This window comes from Marmoricola sp. URHA0025 HA25, from assembly GCF_054059435.1.
This window is the reverse complement of record NZ_JBSSCD010000001.1, coordinates 3,893,778-3,914,627: the sequence shown is the minus strand read 5'-3', so window position 1 is coordinate 3,914,627 and position 20,850 is coordinate 3,893,778. Positions and strand designations below refer to the sequence as shown.

23 protein-coding genes are annotated in these 20,850 nt (G+C 70.6%); 12 read left to right on the top strand and 11 right to left on the bottom strand.

Annotated features, from left to right (window positions below; genetic code table 11):
* The first annotated feature begins 38 nt into the window (after positions 1-38).
* Positions 39-1,355, top strand: a complete 1,317-nt coding sequence (locus ACVW00_RS19250; RefSeq protein ID WP_457112506.1) for a hypothetical protein — start codon at positions 39-41, stop codon at positions 1,353-1,355.
* Positions 1,352-2,224: an Abi-alpha family protein gene (locus tag ACVW00_RS19245; protein WP_457112505.1), complete on the top strand. Its 873-nt coding sequence runs from the start codon at positions 1,352-1,354 to the stop codon at positions 2,222-2,224. Before ACVW00_RS19250 ends, ACVW00_RS19245 begins: the two co-directional genes overlap by 4 nt.
* A gap of 12 nt (positions 2,225-2,236) precedes the next feature.
* On the opposite strand, the gene ACVW00_RS19240 is transcribed toward ACVW00_RS19245, so the two are convergent.
* The 3 genes from ACVW00_RS19240 to ACVW00_RS19230 all read right to left on the bottom strand — a co-directional run bounded on the left by ACVW00_RS19240 (position 2,237) and on the right by ACVW00_RS19230 (position 3,482).
* On the bottom strand, positions 2,237-2,824 hold the full coding sequence (locus ACVW00_RS19240; RefSeq protein WP_457112504.1) for a carboxymuconolactone decarboxylase family protein: 588 nt from the start codon (positions 2,822-2,824) through the stop codon (positions 2,237-2,239).
* Positions 2,824-3,147, bottom strand: a complete 324-nt coding sequence (locus ACVW00_RS19235) for a hypothetical protein (RefSeq protein WP_457112503.1) — start codon at positions 3,145-3,147, stop codon at positions 2,824-2,826. The genes ACVW00_RS19240 and ACVW00_RS19235 overlap by 1 nt, the downstream gene beginning before the upstream one ends.
* Before the next feature lie 74 nt (positions 3,148-3,221).
* Entirely contained in the window at positions 3,222-3,482 is a 261-nt protein-coding gene (locus ACVW00_RS19230; protein WP_457112502.1) for a MerR family transcriptional regulator, read from the bottom strand.
* A 111-nt stretch (positions 3,483-3,593) separates the two neighbouring features.
* Between ACVW00_RS19230 and ACVW00_RS19225 the strand changes: the two genes are divergently transcribed.
* Positions 3,594-4,034 (top strand): Hsp20/alpha crystallin family protein, encoded by a 441-nt coding sequence (locus ACVW00_RS19225; RefSeq protein ID WP_457112501.1) that lies wholly within the window; start codon positions 3,594-3,596, stop codon positions 4,032-4,034.
* A 92-nt stretch (positions 4,035-4,126) separates the two neighbouring features.
* Here the strand turns inward: ACVW00_RS19225 and ACVW00_RS19220 are convergent, their stop codons facing one another.
* Positions 4,127-4,594 carry a MarR family winged helix-turn-helix transcriptional regulator gene (locus ACVW00_RS19220; protein WP_457112500.1) on the bottom strand — a complete coding sequence of 156 codons (468 nt, stop codon included), beginning with the start codon at positions 4,592-4,594 and terminating at the stop codon, positions 4,127-4,129.
* 102 nt (positions 4,595-4,696) lie between these two features.
* On the opposite strand from ACVW00_RS19220, the gene ACVW00_RS19215 reads away from it, so the two are divergent.
* From ACVW00_RS19215 to ACVW00_RS19200, 4 genes are all read left to right on the top strand, one after another.
* Positions 4,697-6,187 carry an MFS transporter gene (locus ACVW00_RS19215; protein WP_457112499.1) on the top strand — a complete coding sequence of 497 codons (1,491 nt, stop codon included), beginning with the start codon at positions 4,697-4,699 and terminating at the stop codon, positions 6,185-6,187.
* A gap of 269 nt (positions 6,188-6,456) precedes the next feature.
* Positions 6,457-9,036: an ATP-dependent chaperone ClpB gene (gene clpB / locus ACVW00_RS19210; RefSeq protein ID WP_457112498.1), complete on the top strand. Its 2,580-nt coding sequence runs from the start codon at positions 6,457-6,459 to the stop codon at positions 9,034-9,036.
* A gap of 53 nt (positions 9,037-9,089) precedes the next feature.
* Positions 9,090-10,193 (top strand): hypothetical protein, encoded by a 1,104-nt coding sequence (locus ACVW00_RS19205; RefSeq protein WP_457112497.1) that lies wholly within the window; start codon positions 9,090-9,092, stop codon positions 10,191-10,193.
* Positions 10,194-10,279: 86 nt separating this feature from the next.
* Complete coding sequence (locus ACVW00_RS19200; RefSeq protein WP_457112496.1) at positions 10,280-10,702, top strand: pyridoxamine 5'-phosphate oxidase family protein; 423 nt, start codon at positions 10,280-10,282, stop codon at positions 10,700-10,702.
* Between the two features lie 253 nt (positions 10,703-10,955).
* Here the strand turns inward: ACVW00_RS19200 and ACVW00_RS19195 are convergent, their stop codons facing one another.
* Positions 10,956-11,885, bottom strand: a complete 930-nt coding sequence (locus ACVW00_RS19195; protein WP_457112495.1) for a class I SAM-dependent methyltransferase — start codon at positions 11,883-11,885, stop codon at positions 10,956-10,958.
* Between the two features lie 139 nt (positions 11,886-12,024).
* Here ACVW00_RS19195 and ACVW00_RS19190 point away from each other — a divergent pair, with 139 nt between their 5' ends.
* Positions 12,025-12,240 carry a hypothetical protein gene (locus ACVW00_RS19190; protein ID WP_457112494.1) on the top strand — a complete coding sequence of 72 codons (216 nt, stop codon included), beginning with the start codon at positions 12,025-12,027 and terminating at the stop codon, positions 12,238-12,240.
* A gap of 19 nt (positions 12,241-12,259) precedes the next feature.
* Here the strand turns inward: ACVW00_RS19190 and ACVW00_RS19185 are convergent, their stop codons facing one another.
* Complete coding sequence (locus tag ACVW00_RS19185; RefSeq protein ID WP_457112493.1) at positions 12,260-13,420, bottom strand: pyridoxal phosphate-dependent aminotransferase; 1,161 nt, start codon at positions 13,418-13,420, stop codon at positions 12,260-12,262.
* 31 nt (positions 13,421-13,451) lie between these two features.
* Here ACVW00_RS19185 and ACVW00_RS19180 point away from each other — a divergent pair, with 31 nt between their 5' ends.
* Entirely contained in the window at positions 13,452-14,249 is a 798-nt protein-coding gene (locus ACVW00_RS19180; protein WP_457112492.1) for a class E sortase, read from the top strand.
* Between the two features lie 41 nt (positions 14,250-14,290).
* Positions 14,291-14,830, top strand: a complete 540-nt coding sequence (gene pyrE / locus ACVW00_RS19175; RefSeq protein ID WP_457112491.1) for an orotate phosphoribosyltransferase — start codon at positions 14,291-14,293, stop codon at positions 14,828-14,830.
* On the opposite strand, the gene ACVW00_RS19170 is transcribed toward pyrE, so the two are convergent.
* Positions 14,813-15,541 carry a DedA family protein gene (locus tag ACVW00_RS19170; RefSeq protein WP_457112490.1) on the bottom strand — a complete coding sequence of 243 codons (729 nt, stop codon included), beginning with the start codon at positions 15,539-15,541 and terminating at the stop codon, positions 14,813-14,815. The genes pyrE and ACVW00_RS19170 overlap by 18 nt on opposite strands.
* Before the next feature lie 119 nt (positions 15,542-15,660).
* Between ACVW00_RS19170 and ACVW00_RS19165 the strand changes: the two genes are divergently transcribed.
* A complete protein-coding gene (locus tag ACVW00_RS19165) occupies positions 15,661-16,299 on the top strand; it encodes a TrmH family RNA methyltransferase (protein ID WP_457113142.1) in 639 nt (212 codons plus the stop codon).
* Between the two features lie 23 nt (positions 16,300-16,322).
* Here ACVW00_RS19165 and ACVW00_RS19160 read toward each other — a convergent pair whose 3' ends face one another.
* The 3 genes from ACVW00_RS19160 to ACVW00_RS19150 all read right to left on the bottom strand — a co-directional run bounded on the left by ACVW00_RS19160 (position 16,323) and on the right by ACVW00_RS19150 (position 18,854).
* A complete protein-coding gene (locus ACVW00_RS19160) occupies positions 16,323-17,690 on the bottom strand; it encodes a permease prefix domain 1-containing protein (RefSeq protein WP_457112489.1) in 1,368 nt (455 codons plus the stop codon).
* Between the two features lie 3 nt (positions 17,691-17,693).
* Positions 17,694-18,059: a PadR family transcriptional regulator gene (locus ACVW00_RS19155; RefSeq protein WP_457112488.1), complete on the bottom strand. Its 366-nt coding sequence runs from the start codon at positions 18,057-18,059 to the stop codon at positions 17,694-17,696.
* A gap of 72 nt (positions 18,060-18,131) precedes the next feature.
* Positions 18,132-18,854 carry a TetR/AcrR family transcriptional regulator gene (locus ACVW00_RS19150; RefSeq protein WP_457112487.1) on the bottom strand — a complete coding sequence of 241 codons (723 nt, stop codon included), beginning with the start codon at positions 18,852-18,854 and terminating at the stop codon, positions 18,132-18,134.
* A 106-nt stretch (positions 18,855-18,960) separates the two neighbouring features.
* On the opposite strand from ACVW00_RS19150, the gene ACVW00_RS19145 reads away from it, so the two are divergent.
* Complete coding sequence (locus tag ACVW00_RS19145; RefSeq protein WP_457112486.1) at positions 18,961-20,475, top strand: MFS transporter; 1,515 nt, start codon at positions 18,961-18,963, stop codon at positions 20,473-20,475.
* On the opposite strand, the gene ACVW00_RS19140 is transcribed toward ACVW00_RS19145, so the two are convergent.
* Positions 20,451-20,804 carry a hypothetical protein gene (locus tag ACVW00_RS19140; RefSeq protein WP_457112485.1) on the bottom strand — a complete coding sequence of 118 codons (354 nt, stop codon included), beginning with the start codon at positions 20,802-20,804 and terminating at the stop codon, positions 20,451-20,453. The genes ACVW00_RS19145 and ACVW00_RS19140 overlap by 25 nt on opposite strands.
* Positions 20,805-20,850: the final 46 nt, after the last annotated feature.

Here is a 20,850-nt window from a genome sequence, read left to right as displayed (position 1 = left end):
CCGACAGGGTGCGCGCGACAGGATGTGGGGCAGCGGCGGTGGCACTGGAGATCGACTGGTTCTTCACCGACGTCGACAAGCACGGCTGGATCCACATCGCCACGATCCCGGTCTTCACCGGCGTCGTCGGCTGGCTGATCAACTGGACCGGCCTGATCATGTTGTTCAACCCGGTGCGGTTCCACGGCGTGACCGTGCCCGGTCTCCGGCAGCTCTCGCGAGTCCTGCCGCGCAAGCTCCAGGAGGTGCCGGGCTTCCTGCAGGGCGGCATCGGGTGGCAGGGGATCGTCCCGGCCCGGGCCGCCAAGATGGGCAGCATCGCCGTCGACAAGGCCATCGCGAAGCTCGGCACTCCTGCGGAGTTCTACCAGCAGCTCGAGCCCGACCAGATCGCCGAGCACATCGTCAGCGTGTTCCAGCCGGACATGCCGAAGATGATCGAGGACATCATGGCTCGCGAGCACCCGAGCCTCTGGCGCGACCTTCCGCGGCCGGCACGCCAGGCCGTGATCGCGCGGGTGCAGGCCCAGCTGCCGACCGTCGTACGCAGCATCACCGACCAGATCGGGGTGCACATCGACCAGCTGCTCGACCCGAAGGTCATGGTGATCAACCACTTCCAGAGCAACCCGGCCCTGGTCGTGCGGATCTTCCGTGACTTCGGCCAGAAGGAGCTGAACCTGATGGTGGCCTTCGGGTTCATCTTCGGCTTCGTGCTCGGCATCCCCGTGGCGATGGTCGACCACTGGTTCGGGCTGTGGTGGCTGCTGCCGGTGCTCGGGGTGCTCGTCGGCTGGACCACGAACGCGCTCGGCATGTGGCTGATCTTCGAGCCGCCCGAACCCCGACGGATCCTCGGCATCAAGGTGCACGGGCTGTTCCTGCGTCGCCAGGACGAGGCGGCGGAGGTCTACGCCCAGATCATCGCCGACGACGTCATCACGCTGGAGCGGATCGGTGACTTCCTCCTCGACGGGCCGCGTGGCGACCGGACCCGGCAGATGCTCGCCACGGCGATGCGGCCGGCGATCGACCAGGCGGCGGGACCGGTCCGCGGCGCCGTCCGGATCGCCGTCGGCACGAAGCGGTTCGACAACATCCGCGACGCCGTCGCGACCGAGGCCGTCGACCGGACGATCACCCCCTTCCGCGACCCGGCGTTCAGCAAGCGGCAGGCCGACAAGATCCGCACCCTGGTCGCTGCGCGCACCAAGGAGCTGCCGCCGCGCGACTTCGTCGAGATGATGCGCTCGGCGATCAGGGAGGACGAGTGGATGCTCTACGCCCACGGCGCGATCATGGGGTTCGCGGGTGGGCTGATCCACCTCGGCATCTTCGGAGTGGGGGGTTCGTGAGCGAGTACCGGATCAGGCCCGACCGCACGCCGGCAGTCTGGGACGGCGCCGCCGAGGCGCTCCCCGGCGTTGCGCGGATCGCGGGCACGGCGGCGCTGCGCTCGGCCTCGTGGGCACTCGGCTCGGGCGTTCGCTCGGCCCGCAACCTCGCCCGGGCCATGACGGACCCGGCGGCCGCCGGAGAGCTGGTCAGGGGAGTCGCGGAGGACGTGGCCGAGGCATCGCGGGCGATCTCCGATGTCGCGTCGGCCGTCTCCAGCGGTACGCCGCTGCCCCGGGCGCTGCTCCAGGCCACGCTCTCGCTGTCGTCGGTGATCGCGTCCAGCGAGGACCACGAGCACGACGGCGAGAAGACGCTGCGTGAGCGCGGCGAGGACCTGCTCCGCCGCTCGCGGGACGTCTGGAGCGACGACGAGGCGCACCCGGCGTACGGGCGGATCCTCGAGGAGCTGGCGCCCGACGAGGCCCGCATCCTGCTGCTCCTCCTGCGCGGGGGCCCGCAGCCCTCGGTCGACGTGCGCACCGGCGGGCCCGTCGGCATGCTCAGCTCGTCGCTGATCGCCGGCGGGCTGACGATGATCGGTCCGCGCGCCGGCGCACGCTACCTCGACGAGGTGCCGGCGTACCTGAACAACCTGTTCCGCCTCGGGCTGATCTGGTTCTCCCGCGAGCAGCTCGAGGACCCGCTGGAGTACCAGGTCGTCGAGGCACAGCCGGACGTCCTCGAGGCGATGCACTCGGTGCGCTTCCCCAAGGTGGTGCGCAGGTCGATCCACCTCACCCCGTTCGGCGTGGACTTCTGCCGCACCTGCCTGGTCGACGCCGACGAGGTCCGTGACCTGCCGGAGCAGGGGCTGCCCCAGGACTAGGGGCACCCGGTGTCAGCGCAGCAGCGGTCCGGGGATCCGGTAGCCGTTCACGCGCAGCACGCGGGCGCCCCGCAACCGCGCCCGGTCAGAGGGGTGCGTGAAGTCGAGAGCGTCGGCGATCCGGTTGACGGTGTTGAAGGCGAAGGCGACGTAGACCGCCTCGAGGAGCGCATCGTCGTCGACGCCCGCCGCGCGTGCCGCGGCGACGTCGTGGTCGCCGACCCCGTCGGGCGAGACGGTGAGTGCCTCGACGAACCGCGCTGCAGCGGTCGCCCGCGGGCCGAACCGGCCGTCACGCCAGTCGTCGTCGACCGCAGTGCCGAGAGCGCGCCCGGCGATGGCAGCGTGCGTGCCGACGCAGAACGAGCACGAGTTCGCCCTCGACACGACGGCGGCGAAGAGCTCACGGTCGCCGACCGACCACGCCGATCGGCCGCGCAGGGCCAGCTGCACCAGCGCCAGGAACGGCTTGCCGAAGAAGGCGGGGCGCCGCATCGACGCCTTGGCCACGTCGTCGATCTCCGCGCCGGCGCGGCGCGTCAGGGCGATGAACGCCCGCTGGCTCAGCGTCCGTCCGCGCGCATATTCGGGCAGCCTCATCAGGGCGCAGCTTCCCGGCCGAGCAGCGCCAACCCGGCGGCGAGCCGCCGGTCGGCAGCGCCGAGCGCGGCCGCGACGGTGAGCTCGAAGATCGCGTCGTCGGCGAGCCCGTCCGCGCGCAGCCCGTCGACGTGGGCGTCGGTGATCCGGTACGCCTTCTCACGCACGGTGTCGAGGTAGGCGGCGAGAGCGGCGTCCGGAGCGCTCCCGTCGTACGCCGCTCGCCGTGCGGCTGTGGGCGTCACCGCCTCTGCCTCCAGCACCGCCCGGCGCAGGTCCCGGGCCGCGGCGGCCAGCAGGTCGGCTCGAGCCCTCTTCCGCATGGGCTCACCAGACCACGTCGCTCGCCCGCGGGCAATCAGGACGAACGGCGGAGCGGAGGGGTTGCCGTGCGTGCTCAGCGCCGGCGCAGCCGGACCACCTCGTCCTCGAGCGTGAGCACCCGGTCGACGCCGGCGAGGTTGAGGCCGTCGTCGAGCAGCTCGCGGATCCGGACCAGCCGGTCGATGTCCTCCTCGCTGTAGCGCCGGGTGCCGCCGTCGGTCCGCTCGGGGGAGACCAGCCCGCGGCGTTCGTAGACGCGGAGGTTCGCGATCGCGGTGCCCGAGAGCTCGGCGGCGACCGAGATCGCGTACAGGGCGTGACGGCGGCTGCGCACGGCGCCTCCTCGATCAGTTCGCTCTTGACCTTCGCTGCTGCCAGCGTTATATAGAAAGTGTAATCGCAGTGTCAGATCCTGCGACCTCACGACATCGAAAGGAAGACCACCATGTTGCTGCGCACAGCAGATCCGTTCCGTGAGTTCGACCGGCTTGCCCAGCAGCTGCTGGGTGCCGACGGCACCATCAACCGGCCGGCCGTCATGCCGATGGACGCGTGGCGCGAGGGTGACGTGTTCGTCCTCGAGTTCGACCTTCCCGGCGTCGCCCAGGAGACCATCGACCTCGACGTCGAGCGCAACGTGCTGACCGTCAGGGCCGAGCGGGTGGCCGGCAACGGCGACTGGGAGATGCTCGCGACCGAGCGGCCACGCGGGCTGTTCAGCCGCCAGCTGGTCCTCGGCGACAACCTCGACCTCGACCACATCGAGGCGGTCTACGACGACGGCGTCCTGCGCCTGAAGGTGCCGGTCGCCGAGCAGGCGAAGCCGCGCAAGATCGCGATCCAGGTGGGTTCGTCGGACCAGGAGAGCAAGGCGATCTCCGCCTGAGGGCATGGCCCGGGCCGCCGTACGCCGCGTGGCCCGGGCCCGCGCCGCCGCACGGGCGCCCGGACCGGTCCGGTCCGGGCGCCTGGTCTGTCTCAGGCCCGTGCGCCTGCGGCGGCCCGCGGCCAGGGGCGGCCCTCGAGTGCCTCGATCGAGGTGTTCAGCTTCTCCAGCATCCGGTGCAGCTCGGCGACCTCCTCGGCACTCCAGCCCTCGACGACGCGACCGACCTGTGCCTGGAGGACCTCACGGTCGCCGCGAAGCAGGTGCAGCCCGGCTGCCGTCGGCCGGAGCACGCGGGCGACCGCCCCGGAAGGGTCGGGGATGCGCTCGGCGAGCCCGGCCCGCAGGAGTGCGTTGACCTGCCGGTTCACGGTGGACGGGTCGAGCCGGAACGCCTCGGAGAGCTGCTTGAGGTTCATCGCACCCAGCTCGAGGCGGCTCAGCAGCGCGTAGCCGGAGCGGTCCAGCAGCCGCTCGGGGCTGCTCTGGCTCGCATGCAGGTGGTGGCGTGCCAGCAGGGACAGCTCGACCTCGAGTGCGGCGATCTGTGGATCCGTCAACGTGGCGCACCTCTCGTCGGTCGGTGTGCATCGTACACAGCGAAATGTGTACGATGCACATCGACGCGGCCACCGGGCCGCCTTCACTTCGAAGGATCGCGGATGGGGTCTCGACCGAGCTCGACCACGGAGAGCCCGACGACCACCGCGAGGGAGCCGCACCCGCGACCGGCGGTGGTGATCGCGGTTGCCTGCTACTGCGGGATCGTGGCGGCTCTCACGCAGACATTGATCATCCCGCTCGTGCCCGAGCTGCCGCGACTCCTGCACACGTCGCCGTCGAACGCGTCGTGGGCGATCACCGCGACCCTGCTCGCCGCCGCCGTGATGATGCCGATCATCGGGCGCCTGGGCGACATGTTCGGCAAGCGGCTGACGCTGCTCGTCAGCCTGAGCGCGCTGGCCGTCGGCTCACTGATGTGCGCGCTGTCCGGGTCCCTCGAGGTCGTCGTGGCCGGGCGCGCGCTGCAGGGCTTCTCGATGGGCGCGATCGCGCTGGGCATCAGCATCATGCGCGACGAGCTGCCCCCCGAGCGGGTCGGCTCCGCGGTCGCGCAGGTGAGTGCAACCCTCGGCGTCGGTGGCGCGATCGGCCTTCCGGTTGCCGCGGTGATCGCGGAGAAGGGCAGCTGGCACGCTCTGTTCTGGGTGGCCGGCGCGCTGGCCGTCCTCGGGGTCGTGGCGGTCGCCCTGCTCGTCCCCGAGTCGCCGGTCAGGACACCGGCGCGCTTCGACGTACTCGGCGCGGTCGGTCTGGCCGCAGCGCTGCTGATGCTGCTGGTCGCGATCACCAAGGGCGGCGACTGGGGCTGGGGCGACAACCTGACCGTGGGACTGGTCGCTGGTTCGCTGGTGGTCTTTCTGGTCTGGGGCTTCTGGGAGCTGCGCACCTCCGCACCGCTGGTGGACCTGCGCGTCTCGGCTCGGCCGCAGGTGCTGTTCACGAACATCTCCTCCGTAGCGGTGGGATTCGCGATGTACGGGATGTCGCTGATCCCGACCCAGCTGCTGATGGCGCCCGAGGAGACCGGCTACGGCATGGGTCGCACGATGATCCAGGCCGGCCTGCTGCTGGCGCCGAGCGGCCTGGTGATGTACCTCTTCTCCGGTGTCGGCGCCCGCGTCTCGGCTGCGCGCGGACCGCGCACGAGCCTCGCCACAGGCATCGTGGTGATCGGCCTCGGCTACGTCTCGGCCCTGTTCCTGCGCGAGCACCCGTGGGAGATCACCCTCGCCACGGTGTTCATCGGTGCCGGGATCGGCATCGCGTACGCCGCCATGCCGGCGCTGATCATGGGCGCCGTGCCGATCACCGAGACCGCCGCGGCGAACGGGCTGAACGCCCTCATGCGCTCGATGGGCACCTCGCTGTCGTCGGCCGTGGTCAGCGTGGTGCTCGCCCACGAGGTCGTCCACCTCGGCTCCGCGGTGCTGCCGTCGTCGCACGGGTTCACCGTGGCGCTCCTGGTCTCCGCCGGAGCCGCCGTGGTCGCCCTCGGCTTCAGCCTGGCGATCCCGCGGCCGGCGCGCGCCGCCCAGGCCGAGGCCTCGGTGGTCCACGAGGCCGCCGACCTCGCCTCGACCCCGGCCTGACGGGCGGCGCCAGGGAGCGCCCGGGCTGCTGCGGCTCGGCTGCTGCGCACACCGACATGCGAATGTCGCTCGTGTGGCCGATGGGCGCCCGATCGGCCACTTCGGCGACATTCGCATGTCCGGGTGCGAGAGCGGGTCGTCCACCGCCGACGTCCGCCCGAGAATCCTCGAGGTTGAGTGGAATGGACTCAACTTTGCCCGCGTTGAACCAGTGACGGATGCGCCCGGATCCGTCACGATCAGCACGAGAGCCAAGGGGGAGTGCCTGCATGGACGGATCGAAGTTCACCTCGCGCAGCGTCGAGGTGATCAACGCTGCCCACACCGCGGCCGTGGCCGCCGGCAACAGCCAGGTCGAGCCGGCGCATCTCGCGATCGCGCTGCTCCGCCAGGAGGGCGGCCTTGCGCCGTCATTGCTGACGAAGGTGGGCGCCGACGTCGACAAGCTGAGCCACCAGCTCGACGAGCTCGTGTGGAAGCTGCCGAAGGCGACCGGCGCGACGGTGCAGACGCCGGGGACGTCTCCGGCACTGACGCGGGTGCTCGCGAAGGCGATCGAGCTGGCCGCGGAGATGAAGGACGACTACGTCGCGACGGAGAACCTGCTCACGGCGCTGGCGATCGTCGAGAGCCCGGTGCAGACGGCGCTGCTCGACGCCGGCGTCACTGCTGACGCCCTGCGGGAGGCGGTCGCGACCGTCCGCGGCAACCGCCGGGTGACCAGCCAGGAGGCCGAGGCGTCCTACGAGGCGCTCGAGAAGTACGCCGTCGACCTGACCGCCCGCGCCGAGGAGGGCAAGCTCGACCCGGTCATCGGTCGCGACGCGGAGATCCGACGAGTGATCCAGGTGCTGTCCCGGCGTACCAAGAACAACCCGGTGCTCATCGGCGAGCCGGGCGTGGGCAAGACCGCTGTCGTCGAGGGCCTGGCCCAGCGCGTGGTCGCCGGCGACGTGCCGGACTCGCTCAAGGGCCGTCGTGTCCTGAGCCTGGACCTCGCGGCGATGGTCGCCGGCGCGAAGTACCGCGGTGAGTTCGAGGAGCGGCTCAAGGCCGTGCTCGAGGAGATCAAGTCCGCCGAGGGACAGGTGATCACCTTCATCGACGAGCTGCACACCGTCGTCGGCGCCGGAGCCGGCGGCGACTCCGCGATGGATGCCGGCAACATGCTCAAGCCGATGCTCGCCCGTGGTGAGCTGCGCCTGATCGGCGCCACCACGCTGGACGAGTACCGCGAGCGGATCGAGAAGGACCCAGCGCTGGAGCGACGCTTCCAGCAGGTCTTCGTCGGCGAGCCGAGCGTCGAGGACACGATCGCGATCCTGCGCGGCCTGCAGGAGAAGTACGAGGCGCACCACGGGGTGAAGATCACCGACGCCGCGCTGGTGGCCGCCGCGATGCTCTCCGACCGCTACATCCCCGGTCGTCAGCTGCCGGACAAGGCGATCGACCTCGTCGACGAGTCGGCGTCCCGGCTGCGGATGGAGATCGAGTCCTCACCGGTCGAGATCGACCAGCTCCGCCGGGCCGTCGACCGGATGAAGATGGAGGAGCTGGCTCTCGAGCGCGAGACCGACGACGCGTCGCGCGACCGGCTGGACAAGCTGCGCACCGACCTCGCCGACAGGCAGGAGGAGCTGCGCTCGCTGGAGACCCGCTGGGAGCGGGAGAAGGCGGCGCTCGAGGGTTCCGGGGAGATCCGCAAGCAGATCGATGCCCTGCGCGTGGACGCCGAGCGGCTCCAGCGCGAGGGCGACCTGGCCCAGGCGTCGGAGATCCTCTACGGGCGCATCCCGGCGCTGGAGAAGCAGATCGAGACCGCCGACGCGGTGGAGGCGATCGAGGACCCGATGGTCCGCGAGGAGGTCGGCCCAGAGGAGATCGCCGAGGTCGTCGAGGCCTGGACCGGGATCCCGACCGGGCGGCTGCTCGAGGGCGAGACCGCGAAGCTGCTCCGGATGGAGGACATCATCGGTGAGCGACTCGTCGGCCAGCAGGTCGCGGTCACGGCAGTCGCCGATGCGGTACGCCGCTCGCGTGCCGGCATCTCCGACCCGAACCGCCCGACCGGCAGCTTCCTCTTCCTCGGGCCGACCGGCGTCGGCAAGACCGAGCTGGCGAAGTCGCTCGCGGACTTCCTGTTCGACGACGAGCGCGCGATCGTGCGCGTCGACATGAGCGAGTACTCCGAGAAGCACTCGGTGGCCCGCCTGGTCGGTGCGCCGCCGGGCTACGTGGGCTACGAGGAGGGTGGCCAGCTCACCGAGGCGATCCGCCGGCGGCCCTACTCGGTGGTGCTGCTCGACGAGGTCGAGAAGGCGCATCCCGAGGTGTTCGACATCCTGCTGCAGGTGCTCGACGACGGCCGGCTGACCGACGGACAGGGCCGCACGGTGGACTTCCGCAACGCCGTCCTGATCCTGACCAGCAACCTCGGCTCGCAGTTCCTGGTCGACCCGACGCTGGACCGCGAGGCGCGCCGCGAGTCGGTGATGACGGTGGTCCGGCAGGCCTTCAAGCCGGAGTTCCTCAACCGCCTCGACGAGATCGTCGTCTTCGACGCGCTCGGGATGGACGAGCTCGCGCACATCGTCGACCTCCAGCTGAAGGCGTTCGACCAGCGGCTGGCAGCACGCCGGATCACCGTCGAGGTCACCGACTCCGCGCGCGCGTGGCTCACCGAGCACGGCTACGACCCGGCGTACGGCGCCCGGCCGCTGCGCCGCCTGGTGCAGACCTCGATCGGCGACCCGCTGGCGCGGATGCTGATCGCGGGCCAGGTGCTCGACGGTCAGCACGTGGTCGTGGACACCGAGGGCGAGGGCCTCGCGCTGCGTCTGCGCGGCTGACCGGGGCGGCGGGCGCCGCAGCCTTTCCTGGGCGGCGTTGGTTGAATGGCCGCATGAGCTCCGACCCGCCGGGCCCCCGGCCCCGCCAGGTCACCATCGGTGGATGGCTGGCCGCGGTGTCCTCGGCGGTGCTCGTGGTGAGCGTGTTCGACGCCATGACGCAGCTGCACTCGATCGACACGCGCGATCGGCTCACCAGGGCGCTCGTCGGCTGGCCGAGCGGCCTGGGCATCAGCCTCGGCGACGCGCTCAGCCTGACTCGTGGCGCCCTGTTCGTCAGCGGAGTCGCTGCCGTGGTGACGGGCATCCTCGGCATCTTCGTCCTCCAGCGCCACGCGACCGCGCGGATCGTCCTGACCCTGGCGGCCGTGCCGGTCGTGGTCACGGCACCCGTGGCCGGCGGGTTCGTCGGGCTGCTCATCGGTGGCGCCGCGGTGATGCTGTGGACCCCCGAGGCCAGGGACTGGTTCGCAGGTCGTGCTCCCGCGAAGCGCGTGGCAGACCGCCCTGCCCTCCTGTCGCCGATGCGGCCCGCGGCCCCTCCCCGCCCTTCGTCCTCGGCGTGGCCCCAGGCCCCTGCCCGGACGTCGCAGGACCTGGCCGGGCCATCGGCGTACCGGGTGCCGGCGAGGCCGCGAGCCTCGAGGCTGCCGCGTGAGGTCCGGATCGCGTGCGTGCTCACCTGGATCTTCAGTGCGCTGACCGGTGGGGTCTACTTCGTCGTCCTCGTGGCCGTCGCCGCGGACCGGGGTCGGGTGCTCGAGCTGGCCCGCGACAACCCCACCGTCCGCAACACCTCGCTCTCCGACAGCCAGGTGATCGGCGTGGTCGTGGCGGTGAGCGCCGTCGTGATCGCGTGGTGCATCCTGGCGGCCCTGTTCGCGGTCCTGACCTCGCGCGGGCACCGCGGCGGCTGGGTGCTGCTCCTCGGCAGTGTCGGCGTCGCGTCGTGCGTGGAGGTGCTGGCGCTGCCCTACTCGTTCGTCCACGTGGCGGCCTGCATCACGACGGTGGTGTTGCTGCTGAGGCCTCGGGCCCGCGAGTGGCTGCAGCGTGACGGAGCCCCACCGGCACCGAGCGCGGTCCAGTCGTGGCCGCCGCCGGAGCAGCAACCAGGTGCAACGGAGCGGCCGCCGGGGAAGCCTCCGGTCTGGTGAGGTCGGCCGCGGGGTCGGTCGGTCACATTGTGTGAACAGGACCTTTGACCCTGCTTACACGTCGGACAGTTGCCGACCCTTGCAGGATGAGGGAGTTCTACGAGATGTCCGACGAGGAGTGCCGAGCCTCCCTCCACATGGTCGCGGTCGGACGCGTGTGCGTGACCACGCCCGAGGGTCCGTACGCCGTGCCGGTCAACTTCACCTCCCTCGGGGAGACCATCTACTTCCGCGTACCGCCCGACTCCGTCCTGGCCGCCCATGCCGACGGCAGCACCGTCGCCTTCGAGGTGGACCGCATCTCGCCCCGTGACCGCACCGGCTGGAGCGTGCTGGCTCGCGGGCCGGGCCGCGAGGTGAGAGACGCCGATGAGCTGACCCGGGTCGAAGCAGCGGATGGTCCCGAGCCATGGATGTGGAGACCCGGACGGGTCCTCTACGCCGTGGACTGGGTGGAGCTCTCCGGCCGCCGGATGTGGGACTCCGCCCCCGCCGCCCCGCAGTCCTGACGGCGAGGCCCGCAGCGAGCGATCAGTCGAGACCTCGCAACACGGGTGGTCGAGCAGCGAGCGCCAGCGAGCGATCAGTCGAGACCTCGCAACCACCGGTGGTCGAGCAGCGAGCGCCAGCGAGCGATCAGTCGAGACCTCGCAACCACGGGTGGTCGAGCAGCGAGCGCCAGCGAGCGATCAGTCGAGACCCGGTGAGGGTTTCGACAGGCTCAACCACCGGAACCGGCCCGGGTGGTCGAGCAGCGAGCGATCAGTCGAGACCTCCGAGCGGTTTCCTGGCCGCGATCGTGAAGGTGCACGGGATCTTGTCGCGCCACTCTGGACCGAACTCCCAGGACCCGTTGACGGGCGTGGTGAGCTCGGAGAAGCACCACGGGAGCGACCTGCCTTCGTCGAAGCGTTCGAGGACAAGGCCGGCCGCGAGGAGCGAGCCGATGATCTCCGAGAGCGAGTGAGGCCATTCGTAGCTGCGGGTGTGGGCGGTCGAGCCTTCGCCGGCATACGTCGAGCCGTCGTCCCAGGTCTGCGCGCGCCCGTTGGCGAAGTAGCGGTAGCCCACCACCGGCGTACTGGCCTTCTCGTCCAGTGCCAGCAGGGCCGGGTGCCCGTCGCGGATGTAGAAGACACCTCCCGGGCGGAGGAGCGCGGCGACCTGGCCGGCCCAGGTGGTGAGGTCGCTCAGCCAGACGATCGTGCCGACACTGGTGTAGACGACGTCGAAGTCGCCGGACACCGCCTCGCGTGCGGCCAGGACGTCCGACTCCACCCAGGCGATCTCGAGGCCGGCCTCCTCGGCGAGACGCCGGGCGACGTCGAGCGAGGCGGGCGAGAAGTCCAGGCCCGTGACGCGCGCCCCGAGCCTCGCCAGGGAGAGGGTGTCGGTACCTATGTGGCACTGCAGGTGCAGCAGGTCCAGGCCGGCCAGCGGCTCGTCGAGGTCACGTGCGGCGTCAGCGATCCCCGTGCGGTCGACCAGGTGCTTCAGCAGGACCGGAAGGTCGTCGCGGATCACGGTGCTGATCGCCCGGGGGTCGGCCGCGAGGGCATGGGCGTCGTAGAGGTCCTCGTGCAGGACCGCACGGTCTTCCCACAGCTCACGGTTGGCGTCCCGGGCCGCCTCCCACGCGACGGCGCTGTCGTAGCCCACCGACCCTGTCGCGGCGTCGTCCACCTCGTCCATGTCGTGCGCTCCTCACGTGCAAGGGCTGTCCTGATCAGGGCATTCCATCACCGGCCACGGCGCAGCCCGCGCCGATCCGCCGAGATCCGAGCGCCTGCGAGCAGCACAGTCAGGCACGCCGTACCGGCATGATGACGACGTGCAGACCCGACAGTGCCGCGACGACAAGACGGTCGTCATCGCAACTGCTCTCGGCATCTTCGCCATCTCGTTGGGGGTCGGCTCCACGCTCCTCTGGGCGATCAGGTCAGTGCTCGACCTGAGCGAGGACGGCACGAGTCCGGAATTCATGCTCCTCGTAGCTGTCTCAGCGGTCGCCACGGTCGTCTACCTTGTTCGCGCCGGGAGACGCTGACCGCCCGCACCCGCCGCCATCAGCCAGCGCGGAGGTCTGCCGCGCCCAGCCGCCGGAGGCCTTCCTCGATGACTTCCCGCTGCTTGCAGAACGCCCAGCGGACCAGGTGCCGGCCCTCGTCGAGGTCGTCGTAGAAGACCTGGGACGGGATCGCGACAACGCCTGCGAGCTCCGGGAGTGCCGCGCAGAACGCTCGTCCGTCCGGGTGGCCGTAGGCCGCGACATCGGTGGTGACGAAGTACGTGCCGGCCGGCTCGAAGACCCTCATGCCGAGCTCCGCGAGCCCCGCGCAGAGACCGTCGCGCTTCTCGCGCAAGTCCTTGGCGAGCGCCTCGTGGAAGGCGTCGTGGTCGTTCAGCGCTACCGCCACCGCGGGCTGCAGCGGGGCGCCCGAGGAGTAGCTGAGCCAGTTCTTCGCGCCCTCGACGGCCGCCACCAGGTCGGCCGGCCCGCTGGCCCAGCCGACCTTCCAGCCGGTGAGCGAGAAGCTCTTGCCCACGCTGGAGATCGTGACGGTGCGCTCGGCCATGCCGGGAAGCGTCGCCAGCGGCACGTGCGGCTGCTCGAAGGTGAGGTGCTCGTACACCTCGTCGGTGACCACGATCAGGTCGTGCTCGAGTGCCACCGCGGCAACCGCCTCGAGCTCCTCGCGGTTGAGCACGGTGCCCGTGGGGTTGTGCGGGCTGTTCAGCAGGATCAGCTTCGTCCGGGCTGTGACCGCGGCGGCGAGCTCGTCGGCGTCGAGGCGGAAGTCCGGGGCGCGCAACGTCACCGGCCGTCGTACGCCGCCTGCGAACTGGATCATCGCGACGTAGGAGTCGTAGTACGGCTCGAGGACCACGACCTCGTCCCCGGGGTCGACCAGCCCCAGCAGTGCAGCAGCGATCGCCTCGGTCGCGCCGGTGGTCGCGACCACCTGGGCCCGCTCGAGCTCGAGGCCGTAGTGGCGACGCTGGTGGGAGATCACCGCATCGAGGAGCTCGGCGGTGCCGTGCCCGGGTGGGTACTGGTTGCGACCGCCGCGCAGGGCGGCGACGGCGGCCTCGATGACCTCCGCAGGCCCGTCCTCGTCCGGGAACCCCTGGCCGAGGTTGACCGATCCGGTGCGGACTGCGAGCGCCGACATCTCGGCGAAGATCGTGCTCCCGACGCCGCTGAGACGGTGTGCGTGTTCGCGCATGGGGTCGACGTTAGTGGTTCACAATGTCCCCGTGAGCGACGTCGACGAGTCGGAGGCTGCGGCAGAAGACGTGGTGCCGAGCCGCGGCAAGCGTGCCCGGCGGAAGCCGGCCCCTGCGGACACGACGCCGGACGCCAAGCAGGGCACCGGGCGCCGGGTCACCTTCTGGATCGGCATCGGGCTCATGCTCGCCGGACTCGGGATGCTCGGGTACGTCGCGTGGCAGTTCTGGGGCACCAACTGGGTGGCGAGGAAGCACCAGCACGAGCTCACGAGCCAGATCCAGCAGGACTGGGCCGGCGGCCACGGCTGCGAGAAGTTCTGCCCCAAGGGCGCCACGATCGCGCTCATCCGGATCCCCAAGTTCGGCAAGAAGTACGTCATCCCGGTGCTCGAGGGCACCGACAAGGCGACCGTGCTGGACAAGGGCGCCTTCGGTCACTTCGAGGACACCGCCGAAGCCGGCCAGGTCGGCAACTTTGCGCTCGCCGGGCACCGGGTCACCCACGGCGAGCCGTTGCGGCACATGCCGGACCTGCGGCCCGGCGACAAGGTCATCGTCGAGACCAGGAAGTCCACCTTCACCTACGTGCTCGACACCAACCCGAACGACCTGGTCATCTCCTTCACGGGTGTCTGGGTGCTCGACCCGCTGCCGCACAACCCGGATCCGGGCGGCCCGGAGCCGGCCCAGGTCCCGGGGCAGTCGCTGATCACCCTGACGACCTGCTCGGAGATCTTCCACACCGACAACCGGATGATCGCCTTCGGCCACCTGGTGAAGACCGTCGCGAAGTCTGTCTCGGCCGGCCAGGGATCCGCGAGCTGACCGTCGCTCCGCCGGTCCGCACGTTCGCGTAGCCTGCCGCCATGTCTGATCGCGACGTGCTCATCGACCAGGTCAACCGCAAGGCCGTCGTCCGGGGCAGGGTCACCCTCGCGTCGGGGCGCGAGGCGGAGTACTACGTCGACATGCGCCGCGTCACGCTCGATGCCGAGGCCGCCCCCGCCATCGGCCGGGTGATGCTCGAGCTGACCGACGACCTCGAGTACGACGCCGTCGGCGGCCTCACCCTCGGTGCCGACCCGATCGCCGTGGCGATGATGCACCAGGCAGCCGCGTCCGGCCGGGTCCTGGATGCGTTCGTGATCCGCAAGTCCCAGAAGGTGCACGGCCTGCAGAAGCTGATCGAGGGGCCCGACGTCGAGGGCCGCCGGGTGCTCGCGGTCGAGGACACCTCCACGACAGGCGGATCCGCGCTCGAGGCAGTCAAGGCACTGCGCGAGGCCGGCGCAGAGGTGGTCGCGGTCGCCGTCGTGGTGGACCGCGACACCGGGGCCCGTCAGGCCGTCGAGGCCGAGGGACTCCAGTACCGCTACGCCGTCGGGATCTCAGACCTCGACATCTGAGGAGCCCGAGCTGACCGCTGTCGGCGCCGGCCGCTCGCCCGGCGGTCCGCCGTGCCGGCGGTGCTTCCACCACTCGTAGGCCAGCGGGATCACCGAGACCAGCAGCAGCCCCATGATCGCGAAGTCGATGTTCGACGAGAGGAACGGGCCGACCTTCGGGACGTTGCCCAGGAAGTACCCCAGCAGGGTGACGCTGAGGACCCACGAGACGGCCCCGACCGCGCTCCACGTGAAGAACCGGCGGCGGCTCATCATGGTGATCCCCGCCACCACCGTGATGTAGGTGCGCACGAACGGCACGAACCGCCCGATGACCAGGGCCTTGCTGCCGTGCTTCTCGAAGAACTCGTGGGTCTGCTCGAAGTACTGCTTCTTGAGGATCCGGCCCTCGCGCTGTGCCAGCGGCGGGCCGATCTTGCGGCCTATCTCGTAGCCGACGACGTTGCCGGCGACCGCGCCGAGCGTGAACAGGACCAGCGCGAAGACCAGGTCGATGCTGTGGTGGCCCGACAGGATCGAGACCTTGTCGGTCGAGATGAACAGGCCGAGGGCGAAGAGCAGGGTGTCACCGGGCAGGAACGGGAAGAACAGCCCGCACTCCACGAAGATGATCAGCAGGCTGATCCAGAACAGCGCTGAGCCGAACTGGTCGAGCAACCAGTTGGGGTCCATCCAGTTCATCCCGAGGAGCTGGAGACTGAGCGCGTTCACGCGCGAAGACTATCCGGCGCCACCTGAATCTCGCCTGACGTCTCGAAGACCCGGGCGGCGTGCCCAGGGAGACCTACGCTGACCGCGTGGACGACGAGCAGCGGGCGCCGTACGACCCGATGCCGCACGGACCCGAGGAGGTCGGCGTCGGGCCGTGGCCCGGGCAGTGGCCGAGCGATCCCCGGTACGACGTGCAGCTGCTCGCCGAGGGTGACCGGCGCAACGTCGTGGACCGCTACCGCTACTGGACCGTCGAGGCGATCGTCGCCGACCTGGACACCCGCCGGCACGACTTCCACGTGGCGATCGAGAACTGGCAGCACGACTTCAACATCGGCACGATCGTGCGCACGGCGAACGCGTTCCTCGCGGCGCAGGTGCACATCGTGGGGAACCGGCGCTGGAACCGCCGGGGCGCGATGGTCACCGACCGCTACCAGCACGTGCGCCACCACCCGACGGCTGCCGGCCTGGCGGCGTACCTCCACGACCAGGACATTCGCCTGCTCGGCATCGACAACCTCCCCGGCTCGGACCACCTCGAGACGATGACCGTGCCGCGCCGGGTCTGCTTCCTGTTCGGGCAGGAGGGTCCGGGGCTGTCCGAGGCCGCACGGGAGGTGTGCGACGGCACCTTCTCGATCGCCCAGTTCGGGTCGACCCGCTCGATCAACGCCTCCGCGGCGGCGGCGATCGCGATGCACACGTGGGTTCGCGCCCACGCGGATCTCAGCGGCGACGACGCCTGGCGCGGCTGACCGGGACCAGCCCGCCGGTCAGGTCAGAGGACGTCGAAGAGCAGCGGGAACGCGAGCACGACGGCCCATGCCCAGGCGGCGTACGTGGTCAGGTAGCGCGTCTGCCACAGCTCCAGCGAGGCGAACGGCCGTGTCCCGCCCAGGAACCCCCGCAGCAGCCACGCCGACCAAGCGAGGTTCACCAGCAGGATGGCGTTCTCGCCGAGCGCGGCGGTCTTGTTGGCGCTGAACCCGAAGTCGCTGATCCGCGCGACCAGTGCGACCAGGACGATTGCGTCGATGAGCAGGGCCGCCACCACGAGCGCGAACCGGATCCAGTCGACGGCAGCTGACGTGGCGGGCGCGGGCGACTCACGCGCCGAGATGCCGTAGAGCAGGAGGCCCACGACGACCACGAGCATCAGGTCGAAGACGATCAGCACGTCGCGGTCGAGGTCGACGCCCTCCCAGGTGCTGACGACCGCGACCAGGAACCCGACGAGCACGGCCAGGAAGAGGGGGGTGAACACCCACGTGAGCACGGGCGCCATGTTCTCGATGACGCTCTTCTTGGCCTCGACCAACCACGCCGCGACGACGACCGCGCCGGCGGCACCGCAGGGGAGCATCCAGGCAGACACCAGGCCCTCGAGGTCGGTCCCGATGGCCTTGAAGGTGCCGAGCGTGACCGCGGTGAGCACGCCGCCGCCCAGGGCGATGAGTGCGTAGTAGACGGCCCACTCGCCGGTGAACCGGACGAAGTCCATCCGCCGCCGGTCCGAGCGCCACTCTCCGTCCACGTACGCGACGCCGACCACGAGCCACAGCGCGATGGGGAGGTGGAGCGCCGTGACCACGTCGGTCGTCCGGTCGTCGGCGGCGACGTAGGCATTGGCGCCGACAGCGCCCAGGAGGAAGAGGGAGGCGATCGCCGCGACGGTTGACTTGGCGAGTCGCCGGCGCCACGCGAAGTAGCCGGCGAGCGGAGCCAGCACGAGGACGCCGGCGCTGCGGGCGTAGAAGGCTGCGTCGTCCTCGAGCGAGAGGCCCAAGGCAGCCGGCACCTTCACGGCGAGGGCAGCTGCCACGGCGCAGACCAGCATCACGACGAGGTCGGTGCGTGCACGCGCGGCATCCGCGGTGTCGCCCGGGGACAGGACCAGCTGCTTCCAGAGCCGGTCGGAGTGCTCACGGGCGAACTCGCGGGTCAGTGTGTCGATGCTTCCGACGCGTTTCACGGCGACCAGGAAGGCCTCGTCGGGCTCGAGACCTGCGTCGACGAGGTCGGCCATCCGGCTGCGCAGATGGTCCTCGAGCTCATCGAGGTCCGCAGACCCGACGACGCGCCGGCGCTCGACGTACGTGCGCCACTGGGCGAGCTGCTGCTCGGTCGTCACCTCGTCGGAGTGCACGCGTCACGCCTCCCAGGCAGGCGCCGCCGGACTGACCACCTGGAGGTTGCCCCACACGCCTCGGAGCGCCTCGACGACGGTGTCCCACTGCTGCCTCTGCGCGACCAGCTCCGTCCTGCCCTGGTCGGTGATCCGGTAGTACTTGCGTCGGCGACCGCCGTCGGGCTGGCGCCACACCGAGTCGACGTGGCCCAGGCGCTCGAGGCGGTGCAGGAGGGGGTAGAGCAGGCCGTCTGTCCACTCGAGCCGGCCGCCGGAGAGCTCTCCGACCTGCTTGAGGATCGCGTAGCCATAGCTCTCGCCCTCCGCCAGGATGCCGAGCACCAGCGGGGTGGTGGACGCGGCGACGAGGTCCTTCGCGATGCGCATCGACGGCCTCCACTCACCTAGATCTCTTATGCATAGTAGTTCTAGGTATGGTGATCAACAAGCACCGACGGTTCAGGACCTGATCAGCCTCTGCAGCCCGTCGAGCAGCAGGCTCAGGCCGAACTCGAAGTCACGGCCCTGGGCCTCCCTGTAGGAGCCGTCCTCGAACGCTCCAGACATGAAGACCGCGTGCACGGTGGGAAAGCGGTCGGCGTCGAGCACCGCTCCGAGCTGGGTGACCCAGCTCTCGGTCGCGCCCGGAGTGCCGTACTGCAGGGTGAGCCGGACGTTGCTGCGGACATACCCGTCGATGATCAGGAGGGCGTCCGCCGCCGGTGCGAGCGCAAGTCCGGAGGCGGCCAGCGCCGCGAACCCCTGCTCCATCCAGGCCATCACGTTCGGCCCGATCGGCGGTGTGCTCGTGCGCACGTCGAGCACCCAGGGATGGGCGAGGAGCTGGCTGCCCTCGGCGCGGGCCCACTCCTCGACCTGCCGACGCCAGCCCCAGCGCCGGTTCTGCGCCGGCGGGGCCCCGAGCGCCGCGTCGACCATCGCGCTCAGCAGGTCCTCGCGCGACTCGACGTACCGGTAGAGCGACATCGTCGTGAAGCCCAGTCGTTGCGCGACCGCGGCCATCGTGACGGCGTCGACCCCCTCGGAGTCGGCCAGGGCGACGCCGGCGGCGGCGATCGCACGCACCGACATCGCCGGCTTCGGGCCTCGCCGGCCGCTGTCGGCAAGACCCCACAGCTCGCGCATCGCCCGCGAGAGACCTTCGTCGGAAGCTGTCGGCATCGCTCCTCCGCCGTGTCGGAAACAACTCTTTACAAGATACACAGTCGTGTTCTACGGTGCGTGTGCCTAGTAAACAGTATATGTAATAAACAGATTGGAGCCGATGATGACGACTGACACCCGGTTGGAGCCGATGCTGGCCGGACGCCGCGAGTGGACGGCTCTCGTGGTGCTCGCCCTGCCGTTGCTGCTGGTCTCGATGGACGTCTCGATCCTCTACTTCGCCGTGCCGCAGATCAGCAAGGACCTGCACGCCTCGGCGACCCAGCAGCTGTGGATCTTCGACATCTACGGGTTCGTGCTCGCCGGCCTGCTGGTCACGATGGGTGCGGTCGCGGACCGGATCGGTGCACGCCGGCTGCTGCTCGTCGGAGCCGTTGCCTTCTCGGCGACGTCGTTGTTCGCGGCGTACGCCGGCTCACCCGGTCAGCTGATCGCGGCACGCGCCGTGCTCGGGATCGCCGGCGCGACGCTGATGCCCTCGACGCTCTCGATGATCCGGACGCTCTTCCACGACGCCAGGCAGCGTGGCCAGGCGATCGGCGCGTGGACCGGGGTGATGACCGCCGGGGTCGCGCTGGGTCCGGTGCTCAGCGGCTTCCTGCTGGAGCACTTCTGGTGGGGCTCGGTGTTCCTGGTCAACCTGCCGGCAATGGCGGTGCTCGTGGTCGTCGGCCCGGTGCTGCTCCCGCGCAGCGAGGCGAGGCCGGGCCGCCGGTTCGACGTCACCAGCTCGGTGCTCTCGCTCGGCGCGGTGCTCCCGACTGTCTACGGCATCAAGGAGTGGGCGACGCACGGCACCGACGCGCGCTGGATGCTCTGCATCGCCGTGGGGCTTGGCCTGGGCGCGCTGTTCGCTCGGCGCCAGCTGCGGCACCCCGACGCCATGATCGACCCGGCACTGCTGCGCAACGGGCTGTTCCGTGCCGCGCTCCTCGGCAACGTGGTGTGTGCGTTCGCGCTGATCGGCAACGCCGTCTTCATGACCGGCTACCTGCAGCTCGTGCTCGGCTACGACGCGCTGCGCGCGGCGTGGTGGAGCCTCGTGCCGGCGGTGGCGGTCGGCTTCACCGCGCCGTTCGCCGCGACTCTCGGCCAGCGTTTCGGCCGCGGCGTCGTCGCGACCGGTGGACTGGTCGCGGGTGCGGTCGGGTTCGGAGTCCTCACCACGATCGGCACGGACTCACTCTGGGCGGGGCTGGCTGGAGGCGGCGTGCTGGCCGGCGGGCTGGTGCTCACCATGACGGTCTGTGCGGAGCTCGTGCTCGCCGCCCTGCGTCCCGAGGAGGCCGGAGCGGGCGCCGCGGTGTCGGAGGCCGCCAGCGAGCTCGGCGGGGCGCTCGGCATCGCGGTCCTGGGCAGCATCGGCGCCGCGGCCTACCAGGCCTCTGCCGCGGTGCACCTTCCCGTTGCGACCGCACAGGGTCCGGCCGGACAGTCACTGGCCGGAGCGGTCGGCGTCGCAGCACACCTCTCGGACGGCTCCGCACTGCTCCAGGTCGCGCGGGCGGCGTACGTGCACGGGCTGCACGTCGCCGCGGTCACCGGCGGGGTGATCCTGCTGCTCGCCGCGGCGGCTGCATGGCGCGGTGTGGGTCAGCCGACCGAGAACGTGCCGTAGAAGGTGCCGTCGGAGCTGGTCAGGACACCGATCGTCGAAAGCACGGCGATCAGCAGGCCCACGAGAGCGAGCAGCCTCGCCGCCTGGGAAAGCGTGGTCTCCCAGCCCTCACCGGCGGCGCCGGCCGCCATGTGGGCGAACCAAAGCACACCACCGGCGACCACGACCGTGAGCAGGCTGAGGCCGAGCTTGCCGCCGTCGGACTGCGGGAGCGACTGCCCGGCGGCGGCGTACGCCGCGAACGCGAGCCGGTTCAGGTGGCCGGTCAGGACCAGCGTGGCGAGGCTGAAGGCGACGAGTGCGCGGGCCTGGGGGGTCATGGCAATCATGACTGAACGGTAACTTCGACGTCGTCTAGGGTTGGGCTCATCCGGT